27 protein-coding genes and 3 tRNA genes are annotated in these 26,593 nt (G+C 70.4%); 3 read left to right on the top strand and 27 right to left on the bottom strand.

What is annotated here, in order from left to right; genetic code table 11:
- Positions 1–64 precede the first annotated feature (64 nt).
- The 14 genes from GFH29_RS03070 to rplJ form a co-directional block, all read right to left on the bottom strand.
- Positions 65–3,532 (bottom strand): DNA-directed RNA polymerase subunit beta, encoded by a 3,468-nt coding sequence (locus GFH29_RS03070; RefSeq protein ID WP_416224761.1) that lies wholly within the window; start codon positions 3,530–3,532, stop codon positions 65–67.
- A 234-nt stretch (positions 3,533–3,766) separates the two neighbouring features.
- Positions 3,767–4,537, bottom strand: a complete 771-nt coding sequence (locus GFH29_RS03065; protein WP_153321995.1) for a J domain-containing protein — start codon at positions 4,535–4,537, stop codon at positions 3,767–3,769.
- Positions 4,538–4,545: 8 nt separating this feature from the next.
- On the bottom strand, positions 4,546–5,163 hold the full coding sequence (locus GFH29_RS03060; RefSeq protein ID WP_153321994.1) for a hypothetical protein: 618 nt from the start codon (positions 5,161–5,163) through the stop codon (positions 4,546–4,548).
- Complete coding sequence (locus GFH29_RS03055; protein WP_153321993.1) at positions 5,130–6,410, bottom strand: MCE family protein; 1,281 nt, start codon at positions 6,408–6,410, stop codon at positions 5,130–5,132. Before GFH29_RS03055 ends, GFH29_RS03060 begins: the two co-directional genes overlap by 34 nt.
- Entirely contained in the window at positions 6,407–7,867 is a 1,461-nt protein-coding gene (locus tag GFH29_RS03050; protein WP_153321992.1) for an MCE family protein, read from the bottom strand. Before GFH29_RS03050 ends, GFH29_RS03055 begins: the two co-directional genes overlap by 4 nt.
- Entirely contained in the window at positions 7,864–9,006 is a 1,143-nt protein-coding gene (locus GFH29_RS03045) for an MCE family protein (protein WP_153321991.1), read from the bottom strand. The genes GFH29_RS03050 and GFH29_RS03045 overlap by 4 nt, the downstream gene beginning before the upstream one ends.
- Positions 9,003–9,995 (bottom strand): MCE family protein, encoded by a 993-nt coding sequence (locus GFH29_RS03040; RefSeq protein WP_153321990.1) that lies wholly within the window; start codon positions 9,993–9,995, stop codon positions 9,003–9,005. Before GFH29_RS03040 ends, GFH29_RS03045 begins: the two co-directional genes overlap by 4 nt.
- Positions 9,992–11,026, bottom strand: coding sequence for an MCE family protein (locus GFH29_RS03035; protein ID WP_153321989.1), 1,035 nt, complete (start codon positions 11,024–11,026; stop codon positions 9,992–9,994). The genes GFH29_RS03040 and GFH29_RS03035 overlap by 4 nt, the downstream gene beginning before the upstream one ends.
- The gene (locus GFH29_RS03030; protein WP_153321988.1) at positions 11,023–12,297 is read right to left on the bottom strand and encodes an MCE family protein; all 1,275 of its coding nucleotides are present in this window, start codon (positions 12,295–12,297) and stop codon (positions 11,023–11,025) included. The genes GFH29_RS03035 and GFH29_RS03030 overlap by 4 nt, the downstream gene beginning before the upstream one ends.
- Positions 12,298–12,302: 5 nt before the next feature.
- Entirely contained in the window at positions 12,303–13,097 is a 795-nt protein-coding gene (locus GFH29_RS03025; protein ID WP_153325601.1) for an MlaE family ABC transporter permease, read from the bottom strand.
- A gap of 42 nt (positions 13,098–13,139) precedes the next feature.
- The gene (locus tag GFH29_RS03020; protein WP_153321987.1) at positions 13,140–13,925 is read right to left on the bottom strand and encodes an MlaE family ABC transporter permease; all 786 of its coding nucleotides are present in this window, start codon (positions 13,923–13,925) and stop codon (positions 13,140–13,142) included.
- A gap of 8 nt (positions 13,926–13,933) precedes the next feature.
- On the bottom strand, positions 13,934–14,887 hold the full coding sequence (locus tag GFH29_RS03015) for an ABC transporter ATP-binding protein (protein WP_153321986.1): 954 nt from the start codon (positions 14,885–14,887) through the stop codon (positions 13,934–13,936).
- A 310-nt stretch (positions 14,888–15,197) separates the two neighbouring features.
- Complete coding sequence (gene rplL, locus GFH29_RS03010; RefSeq protein ID WP_153321985.1) at positions 15,198–15,587, bottom strand: 50S ribosomal protein L7/L12; 390 nt, start codon at positions 15,585–15,587, stop codon at positions 15,198–15,200.
- An 89-nt stretch (positions 15,588–15,676) separates the two neighbouring features.
- Positions 15,677–16,270, bottom strand: a complete 594-nt coding sequence (rplJ, locus tag GFH29_RS03005) for a 50S ribosomal protein L10 (protein ID WP_153321984.1) — start codon at positions 16,268–16,270, stop codon at positions 15,677–15,679.
- A gap of 311 nt (positions 16,271–16,581) precedes the next feature.
- Here rplJ and GFH29_RS03000 point away from each other — a divergent pair, with 311 nt between their 5' ends.
- On the top strand, positions 16,582–17,862 hold the full coding sequence (locus GFH29_RS03000) for an aminotransferase class I/II-fold pyridoxal phosphate-dependent enzyme (RefSeq protein ID WP_153321983.1): 1,281 nt from the start codon (positions 16,582–16,584) through the stop codon (positions 17,860–17,862).
- Positions 17,863–17,945: 83 nt separating this feature from the next.
- Here GFH29_RS03000 and rplA read toward each other — a convergent pair whose 3' ends face one another.
- From rplA to GFH29_RS02975, 5 genes are all read right to left on the bottom strand, one after another.
- Positions 17,946–18,665 carry a 50S ribosomal protein L1 gene (gene rplA, locus GFH29_RS02995; RefSeq protein ID WP_153321982.1) on the bottom strand — a complete coding sequence of 240 codons (720 nt, stop codon included), beginning with the start codon at positions 18,663–18,665 and terminating at the stop codon, positions 17,946–17,948.
- A gap of 76 nt (positions 18,666–18,741) precedes the next feature.
- Positions 18,742–19,170 carry a 50S ribosomal protein L11 gene (gene rplK / locus GFH29_RS02990; RefSeq protein WP_153321981.1) on the bottom strand — a complete coding sequence of 143 codons (429 nt, stop codon included), beginning with the start codon at positions 19,168–19,170 and terminating at the stop codon, positions 18,742–18,744.
- A 109-nt stretch (positions 19,171–19,279) separates the two neighbouring features.
- Positions 19,280–20,191, bottom strand: coding sequence for a transcription termination/antitermination protein NusG (gene nusG / locus GFH29_RS02985; protein WP_153321980.1), 912 nt, complete (start codon positions 20,189–20,191; stop codon positions 19,280–19,282).
- A gap of 80 nt (positions 20,192–20,271) precedes the next feature.
- Positions 20,272–20,517, bottom strand: a complete 246-nt coding sequence (secE, locus tag GFH29_RS02980; RefSeq protein WP_153321979.1) for a preprotein translocase subunit SecE — start codon at positions 20,515–20,517, stop codon at positions 20,272–20,274.
- A gap of 50 nt (positions 20,518–20,567) precedes the next feature.
- Positions 20,568–20,640: transfer RNA gene (locus GFH29_RS02975), tRNA-Trp, on the bottom strand.
- Between the two features lie 152 nt (positions 20,641–20,792).
- Between GFH29_RS02975 and GFH29_RS02970 the strand changes: the two genes are divergently transcribed.
- Together GFH29_RS02970 and GFH29_RS20415 are read left to right on the top strand one after the other, a co-directional pair.
- On the top strand, positions 20,793–21,836 hold the full coding sequence (locus GFH29_RS02970; protein ID WP_153321978.1) for an adenosine deaminase: 1,044 nt from the start codon (positions 20,793–20,795) through the stop codon (positions 21,834–21,836).
- Positions 21,837–21,906: 70 nt separating this feature from the next.
- Positions 21,907–22,446, top strand: a complete 540-nt coding sequence (locus GFH29_RS20415) for a DUF4190 domain-containing protein (RefSeq protein ID WP_194288903.1) — start codon at positions 21,907–21,909, stop codon at positions 22,444–22,446.
- 34 nt (positions 22,447–22,480) lie between these two features.
- Here GFH29_RS20415 and GFH29_RS02960 read toward each other — a convergent pair whose 3' ends face one another.
- From GFH29_RS02960 to GFH29_RS02925, 8 genes are all read right to left on the bottom strand, one after another.
- On the bottom strand, positions 22,481–23,518 hold the full coding sequence (locus GFH29_RS02960) for a UDP-N-acetylmuramate dehydrogenase (RefSeq protein ID WP_153321977.1): 1,038 nt from the start codon (positions 23,516–23,518) through the stop codon (positions 22,481–22,483).
- On the bottom strand, positions 23,511–23,912 hold the full coding sequence (locus tag GFH29_RS02955) for a MaoC/PaaZ C-terminal domain-containing protein (RefSeq protein ID WP_153321976.1): 402 nt from the start codon (positions 23,910–23,912) through the stop codon (positions 23,511–23,513). The genes GFH29_RS02960 and GFH29_RS02955 overlap by 8 nt, the downstream gene beginning before the upstream one ends.
- A complete protein-coding gene (locus tag GFH29_RS02950) occupies positions 23,909–24,307 on the bottom strand; it encodes an FAS1-like dehydratase domain-containing protein (protein ID WP_153321975.1) in 399 nt (132 codons plus the stop codon). Before GFH29_RS02950 ends, GFH29_RS02955 begins: the two co-directional genes overlap by 4 nt.
- Positions 24,308–24,396: 89 nt before the next feature.
- Positions 24,397–24,567 carry a 50S ribosomal protein L33 gene (rpmG, locus tag GFH29_RS02945; protein ID WP_153321974.1) on the bottom strand — a complete coding sequence of 57 codons (171 nt, stop codon included), beginning with the start codon at positions 24,565–24,567 and terminating at the stop codon, positions 24,397–24,399.
- A 49-nt stretch (positions 24,568–24,616) separates the two neighbouring features.
- Positions 24,617–24,693: transfer RNA gene (locus GFH29_RS02940), tRNA-Met, on the bottom strand.
- 53 nt (positions 24,694–24,746) lie between these two features.
- Positions 24,747–24,819 (bottom strand) — tRNA-Thr (locus GFH29_RS02935).
- Between the two features lie 50 nt (positions 24,820–24,869).
- Positions 24,870–26,270: an amidase gene (locus GFH29_RS02930; protein ID WP_153321973.1), complete on the bottom strand. Its 1,401-nt coding sequence runs from the start codon at positions 26,268–26,270 to the stop codon at positions 24,870–24,872.
- A 50-nt stretch (positions 26,271–26,320) separates the two neighbouring features.
- Positions 26,321–26,572 carry a hypothetical protein gene (locus tag GFH29_RS02925; protein WP_153321972.1) on the bottom strand — a complete coding sequence of 84 codons (252 nt, stop codon included), beginning with the start codon at positions 26,570–26,572 and terminating at the stop codon, positions 26,321–26,323.
- Between the last annotated feature and the right edge of the window lie 21 nt (positions 26,573–26,593).

The following is a 26,593-nucleotide window of genomic DNA, read 5'->3' as shown; positions in this document are numbered from 1 at the left end:
GAAATCAAAGCTGAGGACTGATCGGCCCGGGCCGGCGGCGGTGGCCGCCGGCCCGGGCGCTCGATCAGACTTCTTCGACGCTGTTGGGCTCGCGGCGAGACAGGTCGATCCCGAGCTCCTCGGCAGCACGGAAGACGTCCTCCTCCGCGTCGCGGAGCTCGATGCGCGAGCCGTCCTGGCTGAGCACCTCCACGTTGAGGCAGAGCGACTGCATCTCCTTGACGAGCACCTTGAACGACTCCGGGATACCCGAGTCGGGGATGTTCTCGCCCTTGACGATCGCCTCGTAGACCTTGACGCGACCGGGCACGTCGTCGGACTTGATCGTGAGCAGCTCCTGCAGGGCGTAGGCGGCGCCGTACGCCTCCATCGCCCAGACCTCCATCTCGCCGAACCGCTGGCCACCGAACTGGGCCTTACCGCCCAGGGGCTGCTGCGTGATCATCGAGTACGGGCCGGTGCTGCGCGCGTGGATCTTGTCGTCCACGAGGTGGTGCAGCTTGAGGATGTACATGTAGCCGACCGAGACCGGCTCCGGGAACGGCTCGCCGGAGCGGCCGTCGAAGAGCCGCGCCTTGCCGGTCTCGTCGATCAGGCGCTCACCGTCACGCGTCGGGATCGTCGCGCCCAGCAGGCCGGTGATCTCGTCCTCGCGCGCACCGTCGAACACCGGGGTCGCGACCTTGGTGTTCGGCTCGGCCTTGTCGGCCTGGATCTTGATCAGGCGCTGCTTCCAGGCCGAGTCCTCAGGGTCACCGGAGAGGTTGATGTCCCAGCCCTGCTTGGCCAGCCAGCCGAGGTGGAGCTCGAGGATCTGGCCGATGTTCATGCGTCGCGGCACACCGAGCGGGTTCAGGATCACGTCGACCGGGCTGCCGTCCTCCATGAACGGCATGTCCTCGACCGGCAGGATCTTGGCGATGACGCCCTTGTTGCCGTGGCGGCCGGCGAGCTTGTCACCGACGGAGATCTTGCGCTTCTGGGCGACGTAGACGCGGACCAGCTGGTTGACGCCCGGGGGCAGCTCGTCGCCGTCCTCGCGGTCGAAGACCCGGACGCCGATGACGGTGCCGGACTCGCCGTGCGGGACCTTCATCGAGGTGTCGCGCACCTCGCGCGCCTTCTCACCGAAGATCGCGCGGAGCAGGCGCTCCTCGGGGGTCAGCTCGGTCTCGCCCTTGGGCGTGACCTTGCCGACGAGGATGTCACCGGTGGTGACCTCGGCGCCGATGCGGATGATGCCGCGCTCGTCGAGGTCGGCCAGCATCTCCTCGGAGACGTTCGGGATGTCCCGGGTGATCTCCTCGGGGCCCAGCTTGGTGTCGCGGGCGTCGACCTCGTGCTCCTCGATGTGGATCGAGGTGAGGACGTCCTCCTGGACCAGACGCTGGCTCAGGATGATGGCGTCCTCGTAGTTGTGGCCCTGCCACGGCATGAAGGCCACGAGGAGGTTGGTGCCCAGCGCCATCTCGGCGTTGTCGGTGCACGGGCCGTCGGCGATCGGGCTGCCGACCTCCAGGCGAGCGCCCTCGTCGACCAGCGGGCGCTGGTTGATGCAGGTGCCCTGGTTGGAGCGGCGGAACTTCGCCAGGCGGTAGGTGGAGTAGGTGCCGTCGTCGTTCATCACCTCGACGGCGTCGGCGGACACCTCCTTGACCACACCGGCCTTCGTCGCGGTGACCACGTCGCCGGCGTCGACCGCGGCGCGGTACTCGATGCCGGTGCCGACCAGCGGGCTGTCGGACTTGATCAGCGGGACGGCCTGACGCTGCATGTTGGCGCCCATGAGCGCGCGGTTGGCGTCGTCGTGCTCGAGGAAGGGGATCAGCGCGGTCGCGACGGAGACCATCTGGCGCGGCGAGACGTCCATGTAGTCGACCTCGTCGGCCAGGATCTCAGAGACCTCGCCGTCGCGCTGGCGCACCAGCACCCGCTCCTCGACGAAGTTGCCGTCGTCGTCCATCGCGGCGTTGGCCTGCGCGATGACGTAGCGGTCCTCGTCGTCAGCGGTGAGGTAGTCGATGTGGTCGGTGACCCGGCCGTTCTCGACCTTGCGGTACGGCGTCTCGACGAAGCCGAACGGGTTGATCCGGCCGTAGGAGGCCAGCGAGCCGATCAGACCGATGTTCGGGCCTTCCGGCGTCTCGATCGGGCACATGCGGCCGTAGTGCGAGGGGTGGACGTCACGGACCTCCATGCCGGCGCGGTCACGGGACAGACCGCCCGGGCCCAGCGCGGAGAGGCGGCGCTTGTGCGTCAGGCCCGCGATCGGGTTGGTCTGGTCCATGAACTGCGAGAGCTGGGAGGTTCCGAAGAACTCCTTCAGCGCCGCGACGACCGGACGGATGTTGATCAGCGACTGCGGCGTGATCGCCTCGACGTCCTGGGTCGTCATCCGCTCGCGCACGACGCGCTCCATGCGGGCCAGGCCGGTACGCAGCTGGTTCTGGATCAGCTCGCCCACCGTGCGCATGCGGCGGTTGCCGAAGTGGTCGATGTCGTCGGAGGAGATGTCGAGGGTGCCCTGGGGCGTCTCGAGCTGCTTCTGGCCGTCGTGCAGCGCGACGATGTAGCGGATCGCGGCGACGATGTCGTCGATCGTCAGCGTCTGCTGGTCGAAGGCCTCGAGCAGGCCGAGCTTCTTGTTGATCTTGTAGCGACCGACCTTGGCGAGGTCGTAGCGCTTGGGGTTGAAGTAGTAGTTGTTCAGCAGCGTCTGAGCGGCCTCCTCCGTCGGCGGCTCGCCCGGGCGCAGCTTGCGGTAGATGTCGAGGAGCGCGTCACGCTGGGTCTCGGTGTTGTCCTTCTCCAGCGTGAGCATCATCGACTCGTACTGGCCGAACTCCTCGCGGATCTGCTCGTTCGTCCAGCCGAGGGCCTTCAGGAGCACCGTGACGTTCTGCTTGCGCTTGCGGTCCAGGCGCACGCCGACCAGGTCGCGCTTGTCGATCTCGAACTCCAGCCAGGCACCGCGGCTCGGGATGAGCTTGCCGGTGTAGATGTCCTTGTCGGAGGTCTTGTCGACCGAGCGCTCGAAGTAGACGCCCGGGCTGCGGACCAGCTGGCTGACCACGACACGCTCGGTGCCGTTGATGATGAAGGTGCCCTTGTCGCTCATGAGCGGGAAGTCGCCCATGAAGACCGTCTGGCCCTTGATCTCGCCGGTGTCGTTGTTGGTGAACTCCGCCGAGACGTAGAGCGGAGCGGAGTAGGTGAAGTCCTTCTCCTTGCACTCCGCGACCGTGTACTTGGGGTCGTAGAAGACCGGGTTCTCGAACGAGAGCGACATCGTCTCGGAGAAGTCCTCGATCGGGGAGATCTCTTCGAAGATCTCCTGCAGGCCGGACTTCTCCGACACGTCCTCGCCCTCGGCACGCCGGCGCTCGAGGGCAGCCTGGTGACGCTCGTTGCCGATCAGCCAGTCGAAGCTGTCGGTCTGCAGGGAGAGGAGTTGCGGGACCTCGATGGGGTCCTGGATCTTGTTGAAAGAGATGCGGCGGGGGTTACCGGAGGTGCTGCGCGTGGCCAACAGGTGTCCTTCGACGGAATCGCACGGTGAGACGCGCCACCCACCACTAGGTCATCCAACCGGGCAGGAGACAAGCATTTGAGGGCAGGCGCAAAGCGCTACACTACCGCACAAATGGGCTCGCGGCAACGCCAGCAGCCACCTGTCGCATGATCCTGACGAAGATCATGCGGGGCTGGGTCGCGAAGGTCAAGCAGGCTGTCCCCAAGCGCGTCCCGTGTCGCGCTCCGGCCGCCCTCAGGCGCGGGTCTTCAGGCCCGCTACCAGCCACTCCTCGTCGGTCCGCTCCATCGTGACCGTGACCCAGTACTTGATCGTCGAGGGCTGCTTGCGCCGGGCGTTGGTGGTGGCCTGGTCGAGCAGGACGAAGACCTCCACGCGGTCCTCCCCCGAGCGCACCACGCCGGAGCGCACCACGCTGGTCTCCACCACGGTGCCGGTGCGCGGGGCGTTCTTCTCCATCACGCCCTCGAAGAACTTCTCGTACTCGGCGCGGTAGCCGGACGTCAGGTAGGAGGTCGCTGCGGCCCGCGAGGCCTCAAGGTCCGCGGCGTCGTAGGACAGGATCGGCACGACCGCGGTCTCTGCCGCCGCGCGCGCGGCCCGGGTGGCGTCCTCGACCTCGGAGTCGGCCGGGACGACGAACGCCAGCCAGGCCGCGATGGCGACGGCCAGCGCCGCCAGCACGCCGACGCCCGCGAGCAGCCAGGTGGGCACGATCCGCGTGGCGGGGGCCTGCGGCGCGTCAGCCTCCGGCGCGGGCGCGGGCGCGGGCGCGGCGGGGTCTGCGGTGTCCGGCTCCTGCTCGGCCAGCTCGGCGACCCGCACGGCGTCGTACGCCTCGCGCCGGTCGGGGTCGAGCAGCACCTCCGCGGCCTGGTTGTAGGCGCGGAAGCGACGATCGGTCGGGTCGAGGTCGGCGACCGCGGCCTTCCAGGCGGCGCGGACCTCGGCGGTGCTGGCCGTGGGGTCGACGTCGAGCAGGTCGTACCACGACGGGGTGCTCATCTGGGCGCTCACTGCGCGGCCTCCGATGCCTGCTCGAAGCCGTCGACCAGCCAGTCGCCGTCGACCTCGACGAGGTCGACGACCACCCGGAACAGGTCCGAGCGGGCCGGGACCTCCTTGCCCTTGGCGTTGCGCAGGGTGGAGGTGATCTGGCCGGTCACCAGGGCGACCGCGGAGTCGTCGTCGATGGTCTCGACGCCGACGCCGAGCACCTCCGCGCTGCGCGAGACCCCCTGCTGGGAGACCAGCTGCTCGGCGACGGTGACGGTCTGGTCGAACTCGGTCATGAACTTGGGGGTGACGACCTCCTCGACCAGGCCGCGGTACTCACCCAGCTTGCCGTCGTCGTCGAGGGCGTCGGGGCCGTAGGTCTGCCCCCGCAGCATGAACTGCCTGGCCTGGGCCATCACCCGCTCGCGCTCGTGCTGCACCGTGTCGGCGGCGCTGTCGCGCCCCGGCAGGGCACCGGGTCGGTCGGCCAGCAGCCACGCGCTGAGCGCGCCGCCGATGAGCAGGACCACGACGAGCACCGCGAGCAGCACGAGCCGCAGGCGCCCCGACGGGGCGTGCGCGGGGTGGCTCGGGTCAGTCGTCAGTCCCGGGTCAGGGGCTGGAGGAACAGCCACTTCCACGACTCCTCTCCTAGGGATTCGGGCGCTACCGTGCCACCGCCGTCGAGGCGTGCGGCACGCGCACCCCAGACGGTCCGGCCGGTCTCCGGGTCGTACGCCGCGAGGGGTGCGCGGTCGAACGCCGCCGGTGCGCGCGGCGCGAGGTTCTGCGGGCCGCGGGCGTTGGTGCGGGTGGCCGGCTCGGTGCAGCCCGCCTCCATGTTCATCGGGCGGTTGCTGCCGTCCTGGGGGATGCGCCGGTCGGTGCTCTCATAGCCCTGGCGACAGGCCGGCTTGGTGGTCAGCACCAGCCCGAAGTGGGCGTCGTACAGGCCGGTGTCGGGCGACTTCGACACGACGGTGAACCCACCCTCGACGACGTAGGGGTAGACGACGAGCAGCTGCTCGATACCGGGCAGGTTGGCCCGGACCACGTCGCCGGTGGTCCGCACGTCGTTGATCAGCTCCCCCAGCGCCACGCCGTTGTCCTCTAAGAACGTGCGCAGCTCGCGGGCCGCGACCGGGCCGGAGTCGATGACGCCGCGCAGGTCGCGGTCGGCGCCGGCCAGCGTGCCGCTGAACTTCGAGAGGTCGCGGGCGAAGGTGCGCAACGCGCTCTCGGAGTCGGCCTGCCCCTGCAGCACCGTGTTGGCGTCGCGGATGAGATTGGTGGTGATCTCGAAGTTCGCATCGGCGGTCTCGATGAACGAGGTGCCCGTGTCGATGATGCGCTGCAGGTCGCGACCGGTGCCCTCGAAGGCGAGGCCCAGCTCGTCGACGGTGGTGCGCAGCGCCTGGCGGTCCACCGAGGAGACCGTGCGCGAGAGGTCGGCGAGCAGCGTCTCGGTGGCGATCGGGGTGCGGGTGTCCTCGGCCTCGATGCGGGACTGCTCGGTGAGGTAGGGGCCCTCGTCGACCTGTGGCTGGAGCTCGACGTACTGCTCGCCGACCGCGGAGCGGTTGCCGACGACGGCCAGCGCGTCGGCGGGGATCTCGTCCTGGTCCTTGTCCACCGAGAGGTGCACCTCGACGCCGTCGTCGGTCAGCTCGAGCTTGTCGACCGAGCCGACCTGGACGCCGCGGTAGGTCACCTCCGCTCCGGCGAAGATGCCGCCGGAGGTCGTGAAGTGCGCGACCACGGTGTAGGTGTCGTCGATGATCAGCCGGTCCAGGCGCGCGTAGCGGGCGCCGACGAAGGTGACGCCGACCAGCGTGATGATCACGAAGACCAGCAGCTGGATCTTGGTACGACGGGTGATCACCGTGCGCTCCTCTGCTGGGCCGGGCCGGCGGTGTCGGCCAGGTCGTCGGCGACCAGTCCCGGCACCAGCAGGTCCACCAGCCCGGGGTCGAAGGCGCCGCGCAGGTCGCCCACGGTGAGGTCGCTGCGGCGCGGGTCCACGGATCCTGCGTCGCCGGTGACCGTGCGGCTCAGGCCGATGGCGCCGAGCAGGTCGTCGAGCGGGCCGATCCCGGTGTCGGGCAGGCCCGGCACCTGGTTGAGCAGCCGGCACACGACCGTCTTCTCGTTCTTCGGCTTCAAGCACTCCTGCTTGAGCTTCAAGACGCCACCGATGTTGGTGCGGACCTCCTCGCACGCCGGGCTGTCGAGGCGGCCCGAGGCGATGCACTTCACGACGTTGCTGACGATGTTGACGGGGTTCGCATCGCTCGGCAGCAGCGGCGGCGGCGTCCCGGTGCCGTCGAGCCCGAGGCTCAGGTCGATGTCGAGCTGGACCGACAGGTTGGTGTAGTCGCCGAGGTGCAGGTTGCGTGCGACCTGGGGGTCGCGCCCGACCACCTCGTCGACGAAGGGATAGGTCAAGAACACGTGGAAGGCGTCGACGAGGCCGTCACCGGAGTTGGCCAGCTGGGTGAGCACGGGCTGCAACCGGCGCACGGTCGCGATCGTGTCCTCCTTCGACGCCGAGATGACGTCGACCCCGACGTCGCCGAGCCGGTCGAGGGCCCGGAGCATCCGCACCAGGTCGCCGCGCTGGGAGTCGATGGAGGTGAGCGCGCTCGGCAGCTCCTCCAGGGCCGCGTCGATCGTGTCCTGCTGGGAGCGGACCTCGCGGGCCAGCCGGTCCAGGGACTCGATGGCGCGCACGATCTCGGCCTTGTTGTCGTCGAGCTCGCCGGCGAAGTCGTCGACCTGAGTGAGCACCGAGCGCGCGGCGTCCTCGCGTCCCTCGAGGGCGAGGTTGAGCTCCTGCGCGATGGTCTTGAGCTGGGCGACCCCGCCGCCGTTCAGCACCAGGCTGAGCGCGCCGAGCACCTCCTCGACCTCCGGGTTGCGTCCCGAGCGCTCCAGGCCGATGGTGTCGCCGGACTCCAACGGCTCGTCGCTCCCGCCGCCCTCCGGTGCCCGCAGCGAGACGAACTTCTCGCCGAGCAGGCTGGTCTGGCGGATCTCCGCGACCGTGTCGTCGGGCAGCTCGGTGTCACCGCGCAGCTCCACGACCACGCGCGCGGTGTAGTCCTCGAGCTCGATTTCCTTGACCTGGCCCACGCTGACGTCGTTGACCTTCACCGTCGACTTCGGCACCAGGTCGAGCACGTCGCGGAACATGATGGTCACCGTGATCGGATCCGCCCCGACGTCGGTGCCGCCGGGCAGCGGCAGGTCGTAGATGTCGGCGTCGCAGCCGGTGAGCAGCAGCGCGCCGAGCACGGCGCCGGTCAGCGGGCGCAGGACCCGTCGCAGCAGGCGGGTCATCGGGTCACCTCCACGAGGCCGCCGAAGCTCGGGTCGACGCGCTCCTCGCGGGCGGCGCCGGATGCCGCGCCCTTCGACAGCGCCCCGGCCCGGGGCAGCACCGAGTCGATCAGGTCGCACAGGGTGCCGGTCTTGTCGATCTGGGCCACGAAGCTGCACAGCAGCAGGCCGGGGTCGGAGACGATCTCGTTGGCGAGGTTGCCGATGTTGGCGTTGGTGTCGAGGGTGCCGGTCTGCGGGTTGTAGGCGAGGAACAGGTTGTTCAGCGCCAGCGGGCCGGCACGGAGCACCTCGTCGAGTGCGTCGCGCTGCTTGACCAGGACCTTGGCCACCCGGTTGAGCCCGGCCACGTTGCGGCCCAGGCTCTCGCGGTTCTCCCTCACGAACGTCGAGACCCGGCCGAGGGCGGTGGAGAGGTTCCCCAGCGCCGCGGCCAGCTCCTCGCGCTCCCCCTCCAGCATCGTGGAGACCTCGCCCAGGGAGGAGTTGAAGCGCCGTACGGTCTTGTCGTTGCGGGCCAGGGTGCCGATGAAGGACTCCAGCTCCGCCGCCGAGCCGAAGAGCTCCTCCTTGTTGTCGTCGAGGGTCTGGCTGAGCTTGCCGAAGTCGCGGATGGTGCGGTTGAGCTGGGCGCCCTGGCCGCCGAAGTTCTCCGCGGTGGTGCGCAGCAGGTCGCTCAGGGCGCCCTCGGAGTTGGCCCCGGTCGGGCCGAGCGCGACCGTGAGGTCGTCGATGCTGGCGTAGATCTGGTCCAGCTCGATCGGTACGCCGGTGCGGTCGGCCTCCAGGGTCGCGCCGTCCTCCAGCACCGGCCCGCCGTCGTGGACGGGGGTGATCTGGATGTAGCGGTCGCCCACCACCGAGGGCGCGACGATCAGCGCCTGGGCGTTCTTCGGCAGCGAGACGTCGGCGTCGTAGTGCATGCGCACCTCGACCTCGGTCCCCGTGGGCGTGACCGAGTCGACCTTGCCGATCGGCACCCCGAGCACCCGCACGTCGCTGCCCTCGTAGACCGAGACGGTGCGGGGGAACTTCGCGGTCAGGGTGCGGGTCTCCCCGCCGTCCAGGACGGTCAGCGCGAAGGCCAGGGCCAGGGCCGCGACCACGAGCGGCACGATCACGCGGCGCAGCACGCTCATCGCAGACCACCCCCGACGCCGCCGCCGTTGGCCAGGTCCGGGATCGGCGGGAGGTTCTGGATGTAGGTGTCGAACCACGGGCCGGTGCCGAGCGTGCTGGCGAAGACCCGGTAGAACGGCGCCATCAGCCGCAGGCTGTTGTCGATGTTCTCCTCGTTGCGGGTCAGCACGGTCACGACCTCCTCCAGCTGCGCGAGGGCCGGCTTGAGGTCGGCGCGGGTGCTGCGGACCAGGCTGCTCAGCGAGCGGGAGAGCTCGGTGGTGGAGACCAGGAGGTCGTGGATCGCCTCGCGGCGCCCGACCAGCGAGGCGAACAGCACGTCGGCGTCGCGCATCAGCGCCACCAGGTCCTCGTCACGGTCGTCGAGCACCGAGGAGACCCGCTTGAGGTTGCCGAGCAGCTCGTTGATCTGGTCGTTCTTGGCCGCCACGTTGGTCGACAGGGCCGAGACGCCCGCGAGCGCGGCCCGGAACTCCTCGGGGGTGTTGCGGGTCAGGTCCGACAGCGTGGTCAGCGCGGCCGCGAGCTGGTCGGTGTCGATCTTCGCGGAGGTCTCCGCGAGTCCCTCGAAGGCGTCCACCACGTCGTACGGCGAGGTCGTGCGCTCGACCGGGATCACCCCGCCGGCCTCGAGCTGGCCCTTCCCCTCCGGCTCGAGGGCGAGGTACATCGCCCCGAGCAGCGTCTTCACCCGGATCGAGGCCCGGGTCTGCGGCCCGAACTCCGCGCTCTCCTCGATGCGGAAGGCGACCTTGACCCGACCCTCGTCGAGCTCGACGGACTCGACCTTGCCGACCCGGACGCCGGCGATGCGGACCTCGTCGGCCGCCTTGAGCCCGCCGGACTCCGCGAACGTGGCGTAGTAGGTGGTGCCGCCACCGATCAGGGGGAGGTCCTGGGCGCGGAAGGCGCCGAGCAGGAGCGCGGCCAGCACGACGAGGCTCACCGCGCCGATGACGACGGGGTTGCGCTCACGGAACGGCTTCATCCCAGATCACACCTCTCCGAGCCGACGTGGTAGTTGACGTGCGGAGCGATGCCGCCGGGCAGCCGGACGCGGCCCTCGAGGTGGCACAGGTAGAAGTTGAACCAGGAGCCGTAGATCGCGGTACGACCGATCTTCTCCAGCTTGATCGGCATCACCTGCAGCGCCCGGTCGAGCTCGCCCTTGTTGCGGGTGATGTTGCCGGTGAGGCGACGCAGCTGGGTGATGTCCTCGGCCAGCGGCGCCTCGATGCCGGTGACCAGGCCGGCGGTCTCCACCGACAGCGCCGAGATCTGGTCCAGGGAGTCCAGGATCGCGCGTCGGTCGTTCTTGAGGCCGCCGACGAGGGTGCGGAAGTTGACGATGAGCTTCGAGAGCTCCTCGTCGCGGTCGCCGAGGTGGTCGAGGACCTGGTTGAGGTTGGTGATCAGCGAGGTGATCACGTCGTCGCGCTCGGCGAGCGTGCTCGTGACCGAGGCGGTGTGGCCCAGGAGGCTCTCCAGCGTGCCCCCCTCGCCCTGGAAGACCTGGACGATCTCATACGACAGCGTGTTCACGTCGGAGGGCGAGAGCGCCTGGAAGAGCGGCTTGAAGCCGTTGAACAGCACCGTGAGGTCGAGCGCCGGGCTGGTGCGCTCGATGGGGATGGTGGCGCCCTCCTCGAGCGGCTCGGTGTCCCCCACCCGGTCGTCGAGGGCCAGGTAGCGCTGCCCGACCAGATTGCGGTAGCGGACAGTGGCGTGGGTCGACCCGCTGACGACGGCGTCCTCCTGCACGGTGAACGTGACCCGGGCGCGCGAGCGGTCCTCGACCGCGACGTCCTTGACGGTGCCGACCTTGACCCCGGCGATGCGCACGTCGTCGCCCTCGTTGACGCCGGTGACGTCGGAGAACACCGCGCGGTACTCCTTGGTGGCCGCGAAGGAGAGGTTGCCGACCATCACGATCAGCACCGAGGTGGCCAGCGCGGTGACGACCATGAAGACCGTCAGCTTGAGCAGGTCCCCGCTGGTACGGCGGTCCAACAGCTTCATCGCAGGGTCACCTCCGCGCCCCGCGCCATCGGGGCCAGCAGCAGCACGCCGAGGTCGTCGACGTCCTCGGGCGTGGTGCCGGTGGTGGTGGCGAGCAGCTCGCGCAGCAGGGCGCCCTCCTCGAGAGTGCCGCTGACGCCGTCACCGCCGAAGCCGGTCGGGGCGCGCATGGTGCCCTTGCCGGTCGGCTCGTCGACGCCGTCGTCCATGTCGGGCTGGCTGCGCATCGGGTTGTCCTGGCTGTTGTCGGAGTCCGGCAGGCTCAGGCAGGACGGGCCCCGTTTCTCCCCGAAGCGCGGCGCGTCCTCGGGGGTGTAGGCCCGCGGCTGGTTGGGGAGCAGCTCCAGCACGATGTGCAGGGTGTAGCCGCGGAACGCCTCGGCCTGGCGCCCGCCCGCGCCCACGATGCCGTTGATCAGGCAGGGGAAGCCGGGTGCGTACTTGGCGAGCAGCCCCACGACGTCCTTGCTGACGTCCCCGAGCCGGATCAGGTTGTCGCCGTTCTGCTGCAGGAACGTGCGAGCGGTGCCGGAGAACGCCGTGACCTCGGTGAACAAGCGCGCGACCTCGGTCTCGCGGTCCTCGAGGGTGCCGGTGGTGGTGATCGTGTCCTCCAGGATCTGCGCCACCTCCGGAATCACGTCGGTGTAGACGTCGGAGACCTCGGCGGTGAGGCGCAGGTCCTCGATCAGCGCCGGGATCTGCGGGTTCAGCCGGGTGAGATAGGCGTCGAGGGTCTCCAGGCTCTGCCCCACCTGGTCGCCGCGCCCCTCGAGAGCGGTCGCCAGCGCGTTGAGGGTGGCGTTGAGCCGCGCCGGCTGCACCGTGCGCAGCAGCGGGTAGAGGTCGGAGAGGACCTCCTCGACCTCGGTGGCCACCTCGGTGCGCTCGATGACGGCGGCCGGGGCGATCGGCTCGGCTGCCGGGCGCGGCGGCACCTCGAGGGCGACGTACTTCTCGCCGAACAGGGTCTTGGGCACGATCGACCCGGTGACGTTGGCCGGGATCGTCTCGCGCTCGTCCGGGTGGAGGCCCAAGGTGAGCTCGGCGCCGTCCGCGGTGACCTCGGTGGCGAGCACCTCCCCCACGATCACCCCGCGGATCTTGACGTCGGCGCGCTGCGGGAGCTGCAGGCCGATGCTGGAGGTGCGCAGCGTGACCTCGTCGTACTCGGCGAACTTCTTGGTGAAGATCGCGTAGGTCAGATAGACCGCGACGAGGAGCAGGGCGAGGAAGATGACGCCGAGCAGCTTGGTCTGACGCAGGATCATCGCCGCTACCCCGCCAACCGCACGGTCGCGCTGGTGCCCCAGATGGCCATGGACAGCATCAGGTCGATGACGTTGACCGCCACGATGCTGGTCCGCACCGCCCGGCCGACCGCGACGCCGACGCCGGCCGGCCCGCCCGAGGCGTTGTAGCCGTGGTAGCAGTGGATCAGGATCACGACCACGGCGAAGACCAGCACCTTGCCGAAGGACCAGAGCACGTCCTCGGGTGGCAGGAAGGTGTTGAAGTAGTGGTCGTAGGTGCCCGTCGACTGCCCGTAGAACTGGGTGACCACCGTCCGGCTGGCGACGTAGGAGGACAGCAGGCCCACGACGTAGAGCGGGACGATCGCGATCATCCCGCCGATCACGCGGGTGGCGACGAGGAACGGCATCGAGGGGATCGCCATCACCTCGAGGGCGTCGACCTCCTCGGAGATGCGCATCGCGCCGAGCTGAGCGGTGAAGCCGCACCCGACGGTGGCCGCCAGCGCGATGCCGGCGACCAGCGGCGCGATCTCGCGGGTGTTGAAGTAGGCGGAGATGAACCCGGAGAACGCCGCGGTGCCGAGCTGGTTGAGCGAGGCGTAGCCGGAGAGGCCGACCTGGGCGCCGGTGAAGAACGTCATGCCGAGGATGACCCCGACGGTGCCACCGATGACCGCCAGCGCGCCGGAGCCGAGGGTGACCTCGGCGAGGATGCGCATGATCTCGCGGGGGTAGCGCACCAGCGAGCGCGGCATCGCCTGGAGGACGCGCAGGTAGAACGCGAGCTGGTCGCCCAGGGACTCCAGGGAGCCCATCGGCCGCTGGTAGATGCTGCGGAGGTTGGCCACGTCGTCGCCTCAGCCCGTCTTCGACGGGACGATCTGGAGGTAGATCGTGCTCAGGACGAAGTTGGTGACGAACAGGAGCATGAAGGTGATGACCACCGACTCGTTCACCGCGTCGCCCACGCCCTTCGGCCCGCCGGCGGCGTTCATGCCCTTGTAGCAGGCGACGACCGCGGCGATCAGCCCGAAGACCAGGGCCTTGAACAGGCCGATCCACAGGTCCGGCAGCTGGGCGAGAGCGGTGAAGCTCGCGACGTAGGCGCCGGGCGTACCGTCTTGCAGCACGACGTTGAAGACGTAGCCGCCGGCCACGCCCACGACGCTGACCATGCCGTTGAGGAAGACCGCGATCAGCATGCAGGCCAGCACCCGGGGCACGACGAGGCGCTGGATCGGGTCGATGCCCAGCACCATCATCGCGTCGAGCTCCTCGCGGATCTTGCGCGCACCGAGGTCCGCGGCGATCGCAGAACCGCCCGCGCCGGCGATCAGCAGCGCGGTGCCGATCGGGGCCGCCTGCTGGACGACCGCCAGCACCGAGGCCGAGCCGGTGAAGGACTGGGCGCCGAACTGCTTGATCAGCCCACCCACCTGCAGCGCGATGACCGCGCCGAACGGGATCGCGACCAGCGCGGTCGGGATGATCGTGACCGAGGCGATGAACCAGGCCTGCTGGAGGAACTCACGCAGCTGGAAGGGTCGCTGGAACAGCGCACGGCCGACGTCGAGGGCGAAGGCGAACAGCTTGCCCGCAGTCCCGATCGGTCGTAGCGCCCGGGAGGTGGTCAGGGAGGCCACGTCGTCCCTCAGCCGCCGGTGACCATGGACATGGCGCCGTCGAAGGAGCCGGGCGGCGGCACGATCCCGTGCTCGCGGCACCAGGCGCCGGGCTCGCGCTGGGAGCGGCGTGGGATCCCGTTGGACGGCTCGAGCTGCAGCGGGATCGGCGGCAGCGCGGGGAGCTCCTGGTCCTTCTCGGCGGCGAGCTCGTCGGCGTCCTTCTCCTCCGACATGCCGATCGGGCCGACCCGCTGGGCGTTGAGGAACTGACGCACCACCGGCTCCTCGGAGCTCAGCAGCATCTCGCGGGGACCGAACATCGCGAGGTGGCGGTGGTAGAGCAGCCCGATGTTGTCGGGCACCGTGCGCGCGGTGTTGATGTCGTGGGTGACGATGAGGAACGTCGCGTCGATCTGGGCGTTGAGGTCGACGATGAGCTGGTTGAGGAACGCGGTGCGCACCGGGTCCAGGCCGGAGTCGGGCTCGTCGAACAGCACGATCTCGGGGTCCAGCACCAGCGCCCGAGCCAGCCCCGCGCGCTTGCGCATGCCGCCGGAGATCTCCCCGGGCAGCTTGTCCTCGGAGCCCACCAGGCCGACGAGCTCCATCTTCTCCATGACCACGTCGCGCACCTGCGACTCGGTCAGGCGGGTGTGCTCGCGCAGCGGGAACGCGACGTTGTCGTAGAGGTTCATCGAGCCGAACATCGCGCCGTCCTGGAACAGCACCCCGAAGAGCTTGCGGATCTCGTAGAGGTCCTTCTCCGAGCAGGACGCGATGTCGGTGCCCTCGATGAGGATCGAGCCGCGGTCGGGCTTGATCAACCCGATCAGCGTCTTGAGGAAGACCGACTTTCCGGTGCCTGACGGGCCGAGCATCACGCAGATCTCCCCAGCGGGGACGGTCAGCGACACGTCGCCCCAGATCAGCTGCTTGCCGAAGGACTTCGTGAGTCCCTCGACCCTGATCTCCACACCCATGCCGCGACTCCCTCTCGTTCCGGCCACTCCCGTCGGCCGGAACCCGCTCCCGCGAATGTGACGCACGCCCCACTCGTCGGTAACAACGCGGTGACCGGCGCGAGGTTACGCATGGCCACGCCCCGATGCCGTCGGCCGCACGCACTCCCCCGGCGGTCCCCGCCCGCCCCTTCCGCGGTGCGACCTACCCAGCCTCCGACCTGCGGAAACGCGGACCATCCGAAATGCGGCGAAGGGCGGCCACCCTGGGGTGGCCGCCCTTCGGCGGTGGTGCAGGTGCCACCGGGCGCGAGCGCCCGGTGGCGGGGTGTCACTTGAGGGTGACGGTGGCGCCGGCGCCCTCGAGCGCCTCCTTGGCCTTCTCCGCGGCGTCCTTGGCAACCTTCTCCAGGATCGCCTTCGGGGCGGCCTCGACGAGCTCCTTGGCCTCCTTCAGACCGAGGGAGGTCAGGGCGCGCACCTCCTTGATGACGTTGATCTTCTTCTCGCCGGCCGACTCGAGGATGACGTCGAACTCGTCCTGAACAGCAGCCTCCTCGCCGCCAGCGGCGCCACCGGCGGCCGGGGCGGCAGCAACGGCAACGGGGGCAGCGGCGGTGACGCCGAAGGTCTCCTCGAACTCCTTCACGAACTCGGAGAGCTCGATGAGGGTCATCTCCTTGAACGCGTCGAGCAGCTCGACGGTGGTGAGCTTCGCCATGGTGGCGGTTCCTTCCATTCGGTGACCGGCTCCGCAGTGCGGGCCGGCCGGGGTTTCAGGTGGTGTGCTGCCGTGATCTGAGCGGGTGCTCAGGCCTCGGCGGTGTCGCCCTCGGCGGCGGCCGGCGCACCGGCACCACCTGCGAGGATTTCAGCGGAGTCCTGCCCAGACTCTTCGAGCTTCGCCTGCAGGGCGCCGGCGAGCCGGGCAGCCTGCGAGAGCGGAGCGTTGAGCAGGTAGACGGCCTGGCTGAGCGACGCGAGCATCGCGCCGGCCAGCTTGCCCAACAGGACCTCGCGCGACTCGAGATCGGCCAGCTTGGCGATCTCGCTCGCGTCGAGGATGTTGCCGTCCAGGACGCCACCCTTGATGACCAGGGTGGGGTTGGCCTTGGCAAAGTCACGCAGACCCTTGGCCGCCTCGACCACGTCGCCGTTGATGAAGGCGATGGCGGTCGGACCGGTCAGCAGGTCGTCGAAGCCGGAGATGCCCACCTCGTTGGCGGCGATCTTGGCCAGCGTGTTCTTGACCACGGCGTAGTTGGCGTTCTCGCCGAGGGAGCGCCGCAGGTCCTGCAGCTGCTTCACGGTGAGACCGCGGTACTCGGTCAGCACAGCACCGGCGGAACCGTTGAACGACTCAACGATGTCCGCGACGGCTGCCTGCTTGTCTGCCCGCGCCATGGGTCTCCTTCCGGACTGGCGAGACCACCGCCCAATCCCGGAGAAAGACGAACGCCCCGAGCACAGGTGCTCAGGGCGTGGACTGCGGGCCGAGGCCCGGGTCTTGCTCTTCGACACCTGCGCGGGTCGCCCGCTCTCGCGGAGCCTTCGGCCGCAGCGCTGGTGCGCCACGACAACCGGCGGTCTCTGGTTTCGAGCCAAACTCTACGAGGCGGGCGGCGTACGGTCCAAATCGTGACGCCGGCCCCTCCTCGCGTCCGCGAAGGGGGATCACGTGGGGCCCACGCCCCGGCGGCTGGCAGGATCGCAGTATGAGTGACCGTGCCCCTCTCGCGACCCTGTCCGCCGACGAGCTCGCCGCGTACCGCACGGCGAGGGAGTCCGACTACGCCGAGCTGAAGGCACGCGGGCTCCGTCTCGACCTGACCCGCGGCAAGCCCTCCTCCGCCCAGCTCGACCTCTCCGACGACCTGCTGCGCCTGCCCACCGGCACCCGTGACCGCGCCGGCACCGACGTGCGCAACTACGGCGGGCTCGACGGCCTGGTCGAGCTGCGCGAGATCTTCGCCGAGCTGCTCGAGGTCGACGTGGCCCAGGTCGTCTGTGGCGGCAACTCCAGCCTCACGCTGATGCACCAGGTGATCAGCTTCTCGATGCTGCACGGCGCCCCCGGCTCCGAGCGGCCGTGGAAGGACGAGCCGGTCGTGAAGTTCATCTGCCCGGTGCCCGGCTACGACCGCCACTTCTCCCTCCTCGCCGACCTCGGGATCGAGATGGTGACGGTCCCGATGAACGCCGACGGCCCGGACGTCGACGCCGTCGCGGAGCTCGTCTCCGACCCCGCGGTCAAGGGCATCTGGGTGGTGCCGACGTACGCGAACCCCTCCGGGGCCATCTGCAGCCCCGAGGTCGCCCGCGCCCTGGTGTCGATGCCGACGGCCGCGCCGGACTTCCGGATCATGTGGGACAACGCCTACGCACTGCACCACCTCACCGACGACGAGGCGACCAGCGCCGACATCCTCAGCCTGGCCGCCGAGGCCGGCAACCCGGACCGGCCGGTCCTGTTCGCCTCGACCTCCAAGATCACCTGGGCGGGCGCCGGCGTGGCCGTGCTGGCCGCGTCGGCAACCACCCGGGCCTGGTACCTCCAGCACCTCGGCATGGCCTCGATCGGCCCCGACAAGGTCAACCAGCTGCGCCACGTGGAGTTCTTCGGCGACGCCGAGGGCGTCCGCGCGCTGATGCGTCGCCACCGCGAGCTCATCGCGCCGAAGTTCGCGGCCGTCGACGCCGCGCTGCGCGCCGAGCTGGAGGGCCTGGAGATCGCCGAGTGGAGCCACCCCACCGGCGGCTACTTCGTGAACCTCGACGTGCTCGACGGCACCGCTTCCCGGGTGGTCGAGCTCGCGCGCGAGGCGGGCATCGCGCTGACACCGGCCGGGTCGTCGTTCCCGCTGGGCCAGGACCCGCGCGACCGCAACATCCGCCTGGCACCGACCTTCCCCGAGCTGCCCGAGGTCGAGACCGCCATGGCCGGGGTCGCGACCTGCGTGGCACTGGCGGCCGCGGAGAAGCTCGCCGGCAGCTGAGCCGCCGTACCGGCCCCGCACACACGACGAGGCCCCGACCACCTGGCGGTGGTCGGGGCCTCGTGCTGTGCGGTGGGACGTGATCAGGCGGTGGCCTCGTCCTCGGCCGCGACGTTGCGGGTGCGGTTCGGGTCGACCTGGATGCCGGGGCCCATCGTCGTGGAGACGGTGACCTTCTTGATGTAGCGGCCCTTCGAGCTGGCCGGCTTCAGTCGCAGGACCTCCTCCAGCGCCGAGGCGTAGTTCTCCGCGAGCTGGAGCTCCGAGAAGGACGCCTTGCCGATGATGAAGTGCAGGTTGGCGTGGCGGTCGACACGGAACTCGATCTTGCCGCCCTTGATGTCCGTGACGGCCTTGGCCACGTCGGGGGTGACCGTGCCGGTCTTCGGGTTCGGCATGAGGCCGCGGGGGCCGAGCACGCGGCCGAGGCGGCCGACCTTGCCCATCATGTCCGGGGTCGCGACGACGGCGTCGAAGTCGAGCCAGCCGCCGTTCACCTTCTCGATCAGCTCGTCGCCACCGACGATGTCGGCGCCGGCCTCACGGGCGGCCTCGGCCTTGTCCGCGTTCGCGAACACGAGGACGCGGGCGGTCTTGCCGGTGCCGTGGGGCAGGTTGACGGTGCCGCGCACCATCTGGTCGGCCTTGCGGGGGTCGACGCCGAGACGCATGACGACGTCCACGGTCTCGTCGAACTTCTTCTTGCTGGTGCTCTTCGCGATCTTGATCGCGGTCAGCGGGGCGTAGAGCTCGTCCTTGTCGAACGCCTCAGCCGCCGCGCGGTAGGTCTTGCTGCGCTGCATGTCTGGTTCTCTTCTCTGTCCAGGTGTGGTCTGAAGGTGGGCCAGCGCGGCCCTGCCACAGGTGGGTGCGGTCTGATCAGTCGGTGGTGACGCCCATGGAGCGGGCGGTGCCCTCGACGATCTTCATCGCGGCGTCGATGTCGTTGGCGTTGAGGTCGGGGAGCTTGGTCTGCGCGATCTCGCGGACCTGGTCCTTGGTCAGCTTGCCGACCTTCTGCGTGTGCGGGACGCCCGAGCCCTTCTGGAGGCCGGCGGCCTTCTTGATCAGCTCGGCGGCCGGCGGCGTCTTCGTGACGAAGGTGAAGGAGCGGTCCTCGTAGATGGTGATCTCGACGGGGATCACGTTGCCGCGCATGGACTCCGTCTGGGCGTTGTACGCCTTGCAGAACTCCATGATGTTGACGCCGTGCGGACCGAGCGCGGTACCGACCGGCGGGGCCGGGGTCGCGGCGCCAGCCTGGAGCTGCACCTTGACCAGGGCAGCGATCTTCTTCTTGGGAGGCATGTCAGCTTCTCTTTCTCGTTCGTGGTCTTGACGAAGGCGCGGAGCCTTCTGCCACCTGGGTACTACCTGGGTCGCGCGGCGCAAGCGCCGCGAGGCCCGGTGGAGCTTCTCAGACCTTCTGGATCTGGCTGAAGCTCAGCTCGACCGGGGTCTCCCGGCCGAAGATCTCGACGAGGGCCTTGACCCGCTGGGACTCCGCGTTGATCTCGGTGATCGTCGCGTGCAGCGTGGCGAACGGACCATCGACCACCATGACGGAGTCGGAGACGTCGAAGTCGGCGACCTCGACCGGCTTGCGGGCCGTGGCGGTCCCGCCCGTGCCGCGACCGGAACCGGACGCCGCGGCGGCAGCTGCCTCGGCCTCGGCCTGCGCGACGACCGCGGGAGCCAGCATCGACTCGACCTCGGACATGCTCAGCGGCACCGGCTGGTGGCTGTGGCCCACGAAGCCGGTGACCGACGGCGTGTGCCGCACAGCGGCCCAGGACTCGTCGGTGAGGTCCATGCGGACCAGGACGTAACCGGGGAGGACGGTGCGCTTGACCATCTTGCGCTGACCGTTCTTGATCTCCGCGACCTCCTCGGTGGGGACCACGATCTCGTGGATGTAGTCCTCCATGTTGAGGGAGATGATGCGGTTCTCCAGGTTCGACTTCACCCGGTTCTCCATGCCGGAGTAGGTGTGCACGACGAACCAGTCACCGGGCTTGGCCCACAGCTCGCGGCGGAACGCCTCGAGCGGGTCCTCGGCCTCGGCCTCGGCCTCGTCGTCCTCGTCGGCGCTGTCGGGGCCCTCGTCGCCCTCGGCTGCGCTGAGGCCGGCGGAGGTGGCGTCGTCGGCGTCGGTGTCGTCGAGGCCGAGCGCGTCGTCGGTGTCCTCGTCGGTGACCTCGGTGTCGAGGGCGGCCTCGTCGAGCTCGCTGTCACCCTCGTCGGGCTCGCCGAACTCGTCCTCGAGGCTCGCCTCGGGGTTCTCGTCGACCTCGAAGGGGTCCTGCTGCTCCGACACGTGGTGCTCCATCAGTTCGCTGTGGTCGTCTGGGACGTCCGGCTGCGCCGGGAAGTCATGGACCTCGTCGCGGTCGCCGCCGGGGCGAGGCCTTAGTCGTTCGGGCCGGTGAAGATCGAGAAGGCGAGCCGACCGAAGGCCAGGTCGAGCAGCGTCACGATCGCCATCATGATCAGGACGAAGACCAGCACGACGACGAAGTACGACGAGAGCTGCTCGCGGGTCGGCCAGACGACCTTGCGCAGCTCCGCGACCACCTGGCGGTAGAACGTCGCCGGACCGGTGCGCTTGGCCGGCTCGCCGTCGCGGGGCCCGCGGACTGCATTGCTGTCCGACACGCCGTCACCTCTCGTAGTTCGTCCGCCGGTCGTGCGACCGGTTCGTCTCGCAGGGCACGAGGGACTTGAACCCCCAACCTTCGGTTTTGGAGACCGATGCTCTGCCAGTTGAGCTAGTGCCCTTCACGGCGCCACCCCCACCGCCTCGGGCATGCCGAAGCCTGTGGGGAAACCACCGATCAGGGAGTCTACGTGCACGACCGCCGACTCGTCCAAACTCACGGCATCCCTACGATGGCGAACATGATCTCCACACCCGCCGTCGGCGCCCGCGCATGAGCGGCGTGCGGGATCCGGCCCGCGACCTCCACCGCCTGCCCAAGGCCCATCTGCACCTGCACTTCACCGGCTCGATGCGCCACACCACGCTGCTGGAGCTGGCCGAGCGCGACGGCATCGTGCTGCCCGACCAGCTCGTGGAGGAGTGGCCGCCGCGCTTGTCGGCGGCCGACGAGAAGGGCTGGTTCCGCTTCCAGCGGCTCTACGACGTCGCGCGCTCGGTGCTGCGCACCGAGGACGACGTACGACGGCTGGTGCGGGAGGCGGCCGAGGACGACGTCGCCGACGGCGGACGCTGGCTGGAGATCCAGGTGGACCCCAGCGGCTACGCCGCCCGGTTCGGCGGGATCACCGCGTTCACCGACCTCGTCCTGGACGCCGTGCGCGACGCCTCCGCCTCCACCGGTCTGGGCATCGCGGTCGTGATCGCCGCCAACCGGACCCGCCACCCCCTCGACGCGCGCACGCTCGCGCGCCTGGCCACCCAGTACGCCGGGCGCGGCGTCGTCGGCTTCGGGCTGTCCAACGACGAGCGCCGCGGCACCACCACCGACTTCGCCCCCGCCTTCGCGATCGCGGAGCACGCGGGTCTCGCGCTGGTGCCGCACGGCGGCGAGCTGCGCGGCCCCGACCACGTGCGCACCTGCCTGGACCACCTGCACGCCGACCGGCTCGGGCACGGGATCCGGGCCGCGGAGGACCCCGAGCTGCTGGACCGGATCGTGCAGGCCGGGGTCGCCCTCGAGGTCTGCCCGGTGTCCAACGTCGCGCTCGGCGTCTACTCCGACCTGACCTCGGTGCCGCTGCCCACGCTGCTCGCGGCCGGCGCCACCGTCGCCCTCGGCGCCGACGACCCGCTGCTCTTCGGCTCCCGCCTGGCCGGGCAGTACGCCACCATGCGCGCCGCCCACGACCTGAGCGACGCCCAGCTGGCCGAGCTGGCGCGGATGTCGGTGCGTGCCTCGCGCGCCCCCGATCAGGTGAAGGCCGGCGTGCTCGCCGAGGTCGACGCCTGGCTCGCGGCCCCGGCTGACTCCTGACCAGTGCCCCCGGGGGCTCTGGCCGGCCGGTGAGGCGCACACCACAGGGCTGCGATCAGAGGGTGCCATCATGGGAGTCATGACCGGCCCCGACGAACCGCGCGACGACGACCGCTCCGAGGAGCTGCCGCCGACGCACCAGCCCTACGGGCAGGAGCCCCCTCCCCCGCCGCGCCCCGGGGAGCAGCCGTGGTCCCCTCCGCCGCCGCACCAGCAGTCGCCGTACCAGCAGCCCTACGGCGCCGCGCCGGCCTACGCCGCCGCCCCGCCGCCGATGCACCCGCAGGCGACCACGGCGATGGTGCTCGGCATCGCCTCCCTGGCCGGCCTGGTCACCTGCCAGCTGCTGCTCGTGCTGGGCCCGGTCGCGTGGGTGATGGGCTCGCGGGCGTGTCAGGAGATCGACGCCGCCCCGGGACGCTGGCAGGGGCGCGACCGCGCCAACGCGGGTCGGATCATGGGCATCATCGGCACCGTGCTGCTGGTGCTCAGCGTGCTGGCGATCGCGGCGATGATCGTGGCCGTCGTCGCGTTCGGTGCCTTCGACGGCTGGGAGAGCGACACGGGCGTCGACGTCAACGCGCTCGCCGCGCTGGCCGGCCTGGGCTGATCGAGGCGGGTCGCGCGGACCGCGTCGACCCGGCTCAGAGCCCGCAGCCGACGAGCACGGGCTCGTTGACCAGCCGGATCCCGAAGCGCGCCTCGACACCGTCGCGGACCTCGCGGGCCAGCGCCAGCACGTCGGCGGCGCTCGCGCCGCCGCGGTTGGTGAGCGCCAGCGTGTGCTTGGTCGACAGCGACGCGGCCGGCCCGCCGTACCCCTTGGTGAAGCCCGCGTGCTCGATCAGCCAGGCGGCACTGGTCTTGACCTGCCCGTCGGCGAGCGGCCAGGCGGGCGCCCCCTCAGGGATGCGGTCCGCCGGCAGGATCGGGTTGGTGAAGAACGAGCCGGCACTCCAGGTGTCGTGGTCGTCGGGGTCGAGCACCATGCCCTTGCCGGCGCGCAGGCCGAGCACGGCGGCGCGCACGTCGGCGAGCGGGGCGCGCTGGCCGCTCTCGACCCCGAGGGTGCGGGCGAGCTCGGCGTAGGCGACCGGCGCGGAGAGGTCCCCGGTGCGCAGCTGGAAGGTGACCGTCAGTACGACGTGGCGCGCGGGGTCGGACTTGAACCGGCTGCTGCGGTAGCCGAACCCGCAGTCGGCGGCGGCGAAGCTGCGCACCCGGCGCTCGACGCGGTCCCAGGTGCGGACCCGCGCGATGGTCTGGGCGACCTCCTGGCCGTAGGCGCCGACGTTCTGCACCGGGGTGGCACCGACAGTGCCCGGGATGCCGGAGAGCGCCTCGACGCCGACCCAGCCGCGCTCGCAGGCCAGGGCGACCAGGTCGTCCCAGCCGGTGCCGGCGCCGGCGGTGACGCTCACGCCGCCGCAGGCCGGGCCGTCGTCGTCGCCCTCGACGCTCACGTCGTCCATCGCGAGCTCCACCACGGTGCCGGGGAAGCCCTCGTCGGCCACGAGCAGGTTGGAGCCACCGCCGAGGACCAGCACCGGCTCGCCGCGGTCGTCGGCGGCCGAGACCGCTGCCACCGCCTCGTCCTCGGTGCTGGCGCGGACCCAGCGGGCGGCCGGGCCGCCGACGCGGAGCGTGGTGTGGTCGCGCAGCAGGTGGAGCGACTCAGGCACGGACGACTGCCTTCGGCATGCCCAGCACCTTCGTGCCCCCGCAGGTGACCTCGAGGGCGATCGCCACCCGACCGTCCTCGACCGACTTCACGGTGCCGGCGACGCGCACCACGACACCGGTGTCGTCGTCGGGGACCACGACGGGGTTGGTGAACTTGCAGCCCAGCTCCAGCACCTCGGCGCCGTCGGTCCAGGACGCGACCGCGCGCGCGGCCAGGGCCATCGTGAACATGCCGTGGGCGATGACGCCGGGCAGGCCCACCGAGGTGGCGACCCGGTCGGACCAGTGGATCGGGTTGAAGTCGCCGCTGGCGCCGGCGTAGCGGACCAGGTCGGCGCGCGTCACGGCGTACTCCTGGGGGGCGAGGGCGTCGCCCGCGCTCAGCGCGCTCATGCGGCGGCCCGGTGCACGAGCGTGGCAGTGGTCGAGCAGACCAGCGCGCCGTCGGCGTCGCGGACCTCGCTGGCGGTGCCGATGATGTCGTTGCCGCCGATCTGGCGCAGGCTCGCGACCGTCAGGGTCGCGGTCAGCACGTCGCCCGGGACGACGGGGCGCGCGTAGGCGAACTTCTGCTCGCCGTGCACGATGCGGAACAGGTCGATCTCCTCGGCCGCCAAGAAGGCGTTCATCGCGTCGAAGGCCAGCACGATCGGGAACGTCGCGGGAGCCGGGCCCCCGTCGTACGTCGTACCGGTGGCGGTGGCGAACTCGCGGACCTTCTCCGCGGAGACGGCGTACGGACGGGTCGGGGGGAAGGTCTTCCCGACCAGGGCGGCGTCGACGGGCATGGCCTCCACCCTAGTGCCGCGCCCACCAACGACGACGACCCCGTCCGATCGCTCGGACGGGGTCGTCGTGGAAGACGTCTGCGCTGTGGTCAGCGGGTCTCGCGGTGCGCCGTGTGCGTCCGGCAGCGGGGGCAGAACTTCGCCAGCTCCATGCGGTCGGGGTCGTTGCGGCGGTTCTTCTTGGTGATGTAGTTGCGGTCCTTGCAGTCCACGCACGCGAGCGTGATCTTGGGGCGAACGTCGGAGCTCTTGCTGGCCACGGGAAGTCCTTGTAGGTCGTCGAGAAAGCTGCTGCTCGGTGGTCTTGCCTGGTAGCGGGGGCGGGACTCGAACCCGCGACACCACGATTATGAGCCGTGTGCTCTAACCACCTGAGCTACCCCGCCACATAGGTCGGGTTGCGCCACCATCCTACGACCGCGGCGCAACCCTCACCCAGAGCCCCTTTACGGAATCGAACCGTAGACCTTCTCCTTACCATGGAGACGCTCTGCCGACTGAGCTAAAGGGGCAACGACGGAAAAGATTACACACGTCCCCGCAGGACGTGAAATCGGGGGTCTCACTTGGACAAAACCGCAGGTGGGAGGGCCTGTTCGAGCTCGAGGCCGAGGGCCAGCAGCAGCCCCTCGCGACCCAGCCCGGCGCCGATCATCATGCCCTGGGGCAGGCCCGCGGAGGTGGTCGAAAGCGGCAGGGAGACGGCCGGGTCGCCGGTCACGTTGTGCCACGGGGTGAACGCCACCCAGTCGAGGAGACGGCCCATCACCACGTCGTAGTCCTGGGTGGGGTCGAGGTGCCCCACCAGGGGTGTGGGGGTGGCCACGACGGGCGAGAGCGCCACGTCGTACTGCTCGTGGAAGGCGCGGGAGACCTCCCGGGCGGCGCGCAGGCGCCGGATCGCGCCGGGGAGACGGTGCAGGTGGCGGCGCAGGTGTCGCTCCAGGCCGAGGGTGAGGTTGTCCAGGCGGGTGGGGTCCCACTGGCGGCCGTGGGTCAGCCGGCCGGTGCGCACGATCGCGCCTGCGAGCAGCGCCCAGTAGAGGACGAAGTCGTCGGGGAAGGTCGCGGGCGCGGGGACCGCCACCTCCTCCACGTGGTGGCCGAGGTCGGCGAGCAGCTTGGCCGTCTGACGTGTGAGATCGGTCATCTCGGGGTCCGCGTCGCGAGCGACGCCGGTGGTGTGGACGGCCACCCGGAGCCGACGCCGGACCGGGCGTGTGATGTCGCCCACGGGCGGGAGCTCGAGGGCGCGGTAGACCTTCTCGGTCTCGCGGAACAGCGCCGCGGTGTCACGCACCGAGCGGGTCACCACCCCGTCGGCGACGATGCGGATCGGCATCTGCCGGTTCAGCCGCTCGCTGGGCAGCCGGCCGCGGCTCGGCTTGAGCCCGACCAGGCCGTTGACCGAGGCCGGGATGCGGATCGAGCCGCCGCCGTCGTTGGCGTGCGCGAGCGGCACCGCGCCCGCCGCCACCAGGGCCGCCGAGCCGGCCGACGAGGCACCCGCGACGTGGTCGGTGGACCACGGGGAGCGCACCGGCCCCTGCCGGGGATGCTCGGCGACGGCGCTGAAGCCGTACTCCGACATGCGCGTCTTGCCCAGCGGCAGCAGCCCGGTCGCCAGCAGCGCCCGCGCGACGTCGCCGTCGGTCGTGCCCGGCGCCGCGGTGAACGCGTCGGAGCCGTGCTGGGTGGGCATGCCCGCCACGTCGATGTTGTCCTTGAGGAACGTCGGCACCCCGGCGAAGAACCCGCCGCGCGGCTCCCGCGCCTGCGCCCGGGCCCCGTCGTACGCGGCGTACGCGACCGCCCCGAGCTGTGCGTCGACCGCCTCGGTGCGGGCGATGGCCGCCTCCACGACCTCCGGCACCGACACCCGCCTCGCCTGGAGAGCGGCGACCAGCCCTACCGCGTCGAGCTCACCGAGGGCGTCGTCAGAGAAGGCGTGGACCCGCGTCATGGGGCCAACCTAGGGGCACACCGGTCGAGCAGGTCCTCGGCGGTCGGACCTCAGCCGCGGCGGTGCGCGTCGAGGCGGAGGCCCCAGGCCACGCCGGCGGCGATCACGCCGACGAGCAGGAGGGCGAGCCCGACCGTGAAGCACGCCCAGCCGATGACGAGCGGGCCGCCGGGGTCGGTCACCATCCACAGCCCCGCGAACAGCAGCACTGCACCCGGCAGGCCCACCGAGACGGGCGGGGCGGGAGCCGAGTCGGGGTCGGTCACGGGGGCCTGCTGAGCACGGGCGTCGGGAGCGTTCACGCGGGCCACTCTCCCACCTCG

The organism is Nocardioides sp. dk884 (assembly GCF_009557055.1).
Taxonomy (GTDB): domain Bacteria; phylum Actinomycetota; class Actinomycetes; order Propionibacteriales; family Nocardioidaceae; genus Nocardioides.
The sequence above is the reverse complement of the archived record's forward strand: the minus strand, read 5'-3'. Positions and strand labels throughout refer to the sequence as shown.

Bases quoted from the DNA above. Each gene is read 5' to 3' on its own strand.
- GFH29_RS03065 (WP_153321995.1), bottom strand. From the start codon at position 4,537: ATGAGCACCCCGTCGTGGTACGACCTGCTCGACGTCGACCCCACGGCC.
- GFH29_RS03050 (WP_153321992.1), bottom strand. From the start codon at position 7,867: ATGACCCGCCTGCTGCGACGGGTCCTGCGCCCGCTGACCGGCGCCGTG.
- GFH29_RS03045 (WP_153321991.1), bottom strand. From the start codon at position 9,006: ATGAGCGTGCTGCGCCGCGTGATCGTGCCGCTCGTGGTCGCGGCCCTG.
- GFH29_RS03040 (WP_153321990.1), bottom strand. From the start codon at position 9,995: ATGAAGCCGTTCCGTGAGCGCAACCCCGTCGTCATCGGCGCGGTGAGC.
- GFH29_RS03035 (WP_153321989.1), bottom strand. From the start codon at position 11,026: ATGAAGCTGTTGGACCGCCGTACCAGCGGGGACCTGCTCAAGCTGACG.
- GFH29_RS03030 (WP_153321988.1), bottom strand. From the start codon at position 12,297: ATGATCCTGCGTCAGACCAAGCTGCTCGGCGTCATCTTCCTCGCCCTG.
- GFH29_RS03025 (WP_153325601.1), bottom strand. From the start codon at position 13,097: ATGGGCTCCCTGGAGTCCCTGGGCGACCAGCTCGCGTTCTACCTGCGC.
- GFH29_RS03015 (WP_153321986.1), bottom strand. From the start codon at position 14,887: ATGGGTGTGGAGATCAGGGTCGAGGGACTCACGAAGTCCTTCGGCAAG.
- rplL (WP_153321985.1), bottom strand. From the start codon at position 15,587: ATGGCGAAGCTCACCACCGTCGAGCTGCTCGACGCGTTCAAGGAGATG.
- rplJ (WP_153321984.1), bottom strand. From the start codon at position 16,270: ATGGCGCGGGCAGACAAGCAGGCAGCCGTCGCGGACATCGTTGAGTCG.
- GFH29_RS03000 (WP_153321983.1), top strand. From the start codon at position 16,582: ATGAGTGACCGTGCCCCTCTCGCGACCCTGTCCGCCGACGAGCTCGCC.
- rplA (WP_153321982.1), bottom strand. From the start codon at position 18,665: ATGCAGCGCAGCAAGACCTACCGCGCGGCGGCTGAGGCGTTCGACAAG.
- rplK (WP_153321981.1), bottom strand. From the start codon at position 19,170: ATGCCTCCCAAGAAGAAGATCGCTGCCCTGGTCAAGGTGCAGCTCCAG.
- nusG (WP_153321980.1), bottom strand. From the start codon at position 20,191: ATGGAGCACCACGTGTCGGAGCAGCAGGACCCCTTCGAGGTCGACGAG.
- GFH29_RS02970 (WP_153321978.1), top strand. From the start codon at position 20,793: ATGAGCGGCGTGCGGGATCCGGCCCGCGACCTCCACCGCCTGCCCAAG.
- GFH29_RS20415 (WP_194288903.1), top strand. From the start codon at position 21,907: ATGGGAGTCATGACCGGCCCCGACGAACCGCGCGACGACGACCGCTCC.
- GFH29_RS02955 (WP_153321976.1), bottom strand. From the start codon at position 23,912: ATGAGCGCGCTGAGCGCGGGCGACGCCCTCGCCCCCCAGGAGTACGCC.
- GFH29_RS02950 (WP_153321975.1), bottom strand. From the start codon at position 24,307: ATGCCCGTCGACGCCGCCCTGGTCGGGAAGACCTTCCCCCCGACCCGT.
- GFH29_RS02930 (WP_153321973.1), bottom strand. From the start codon at position 26,270: ATGACGCGGGTCCACGCCTTCTCTGACGACGCCCTCGGTGAGCTCGAC.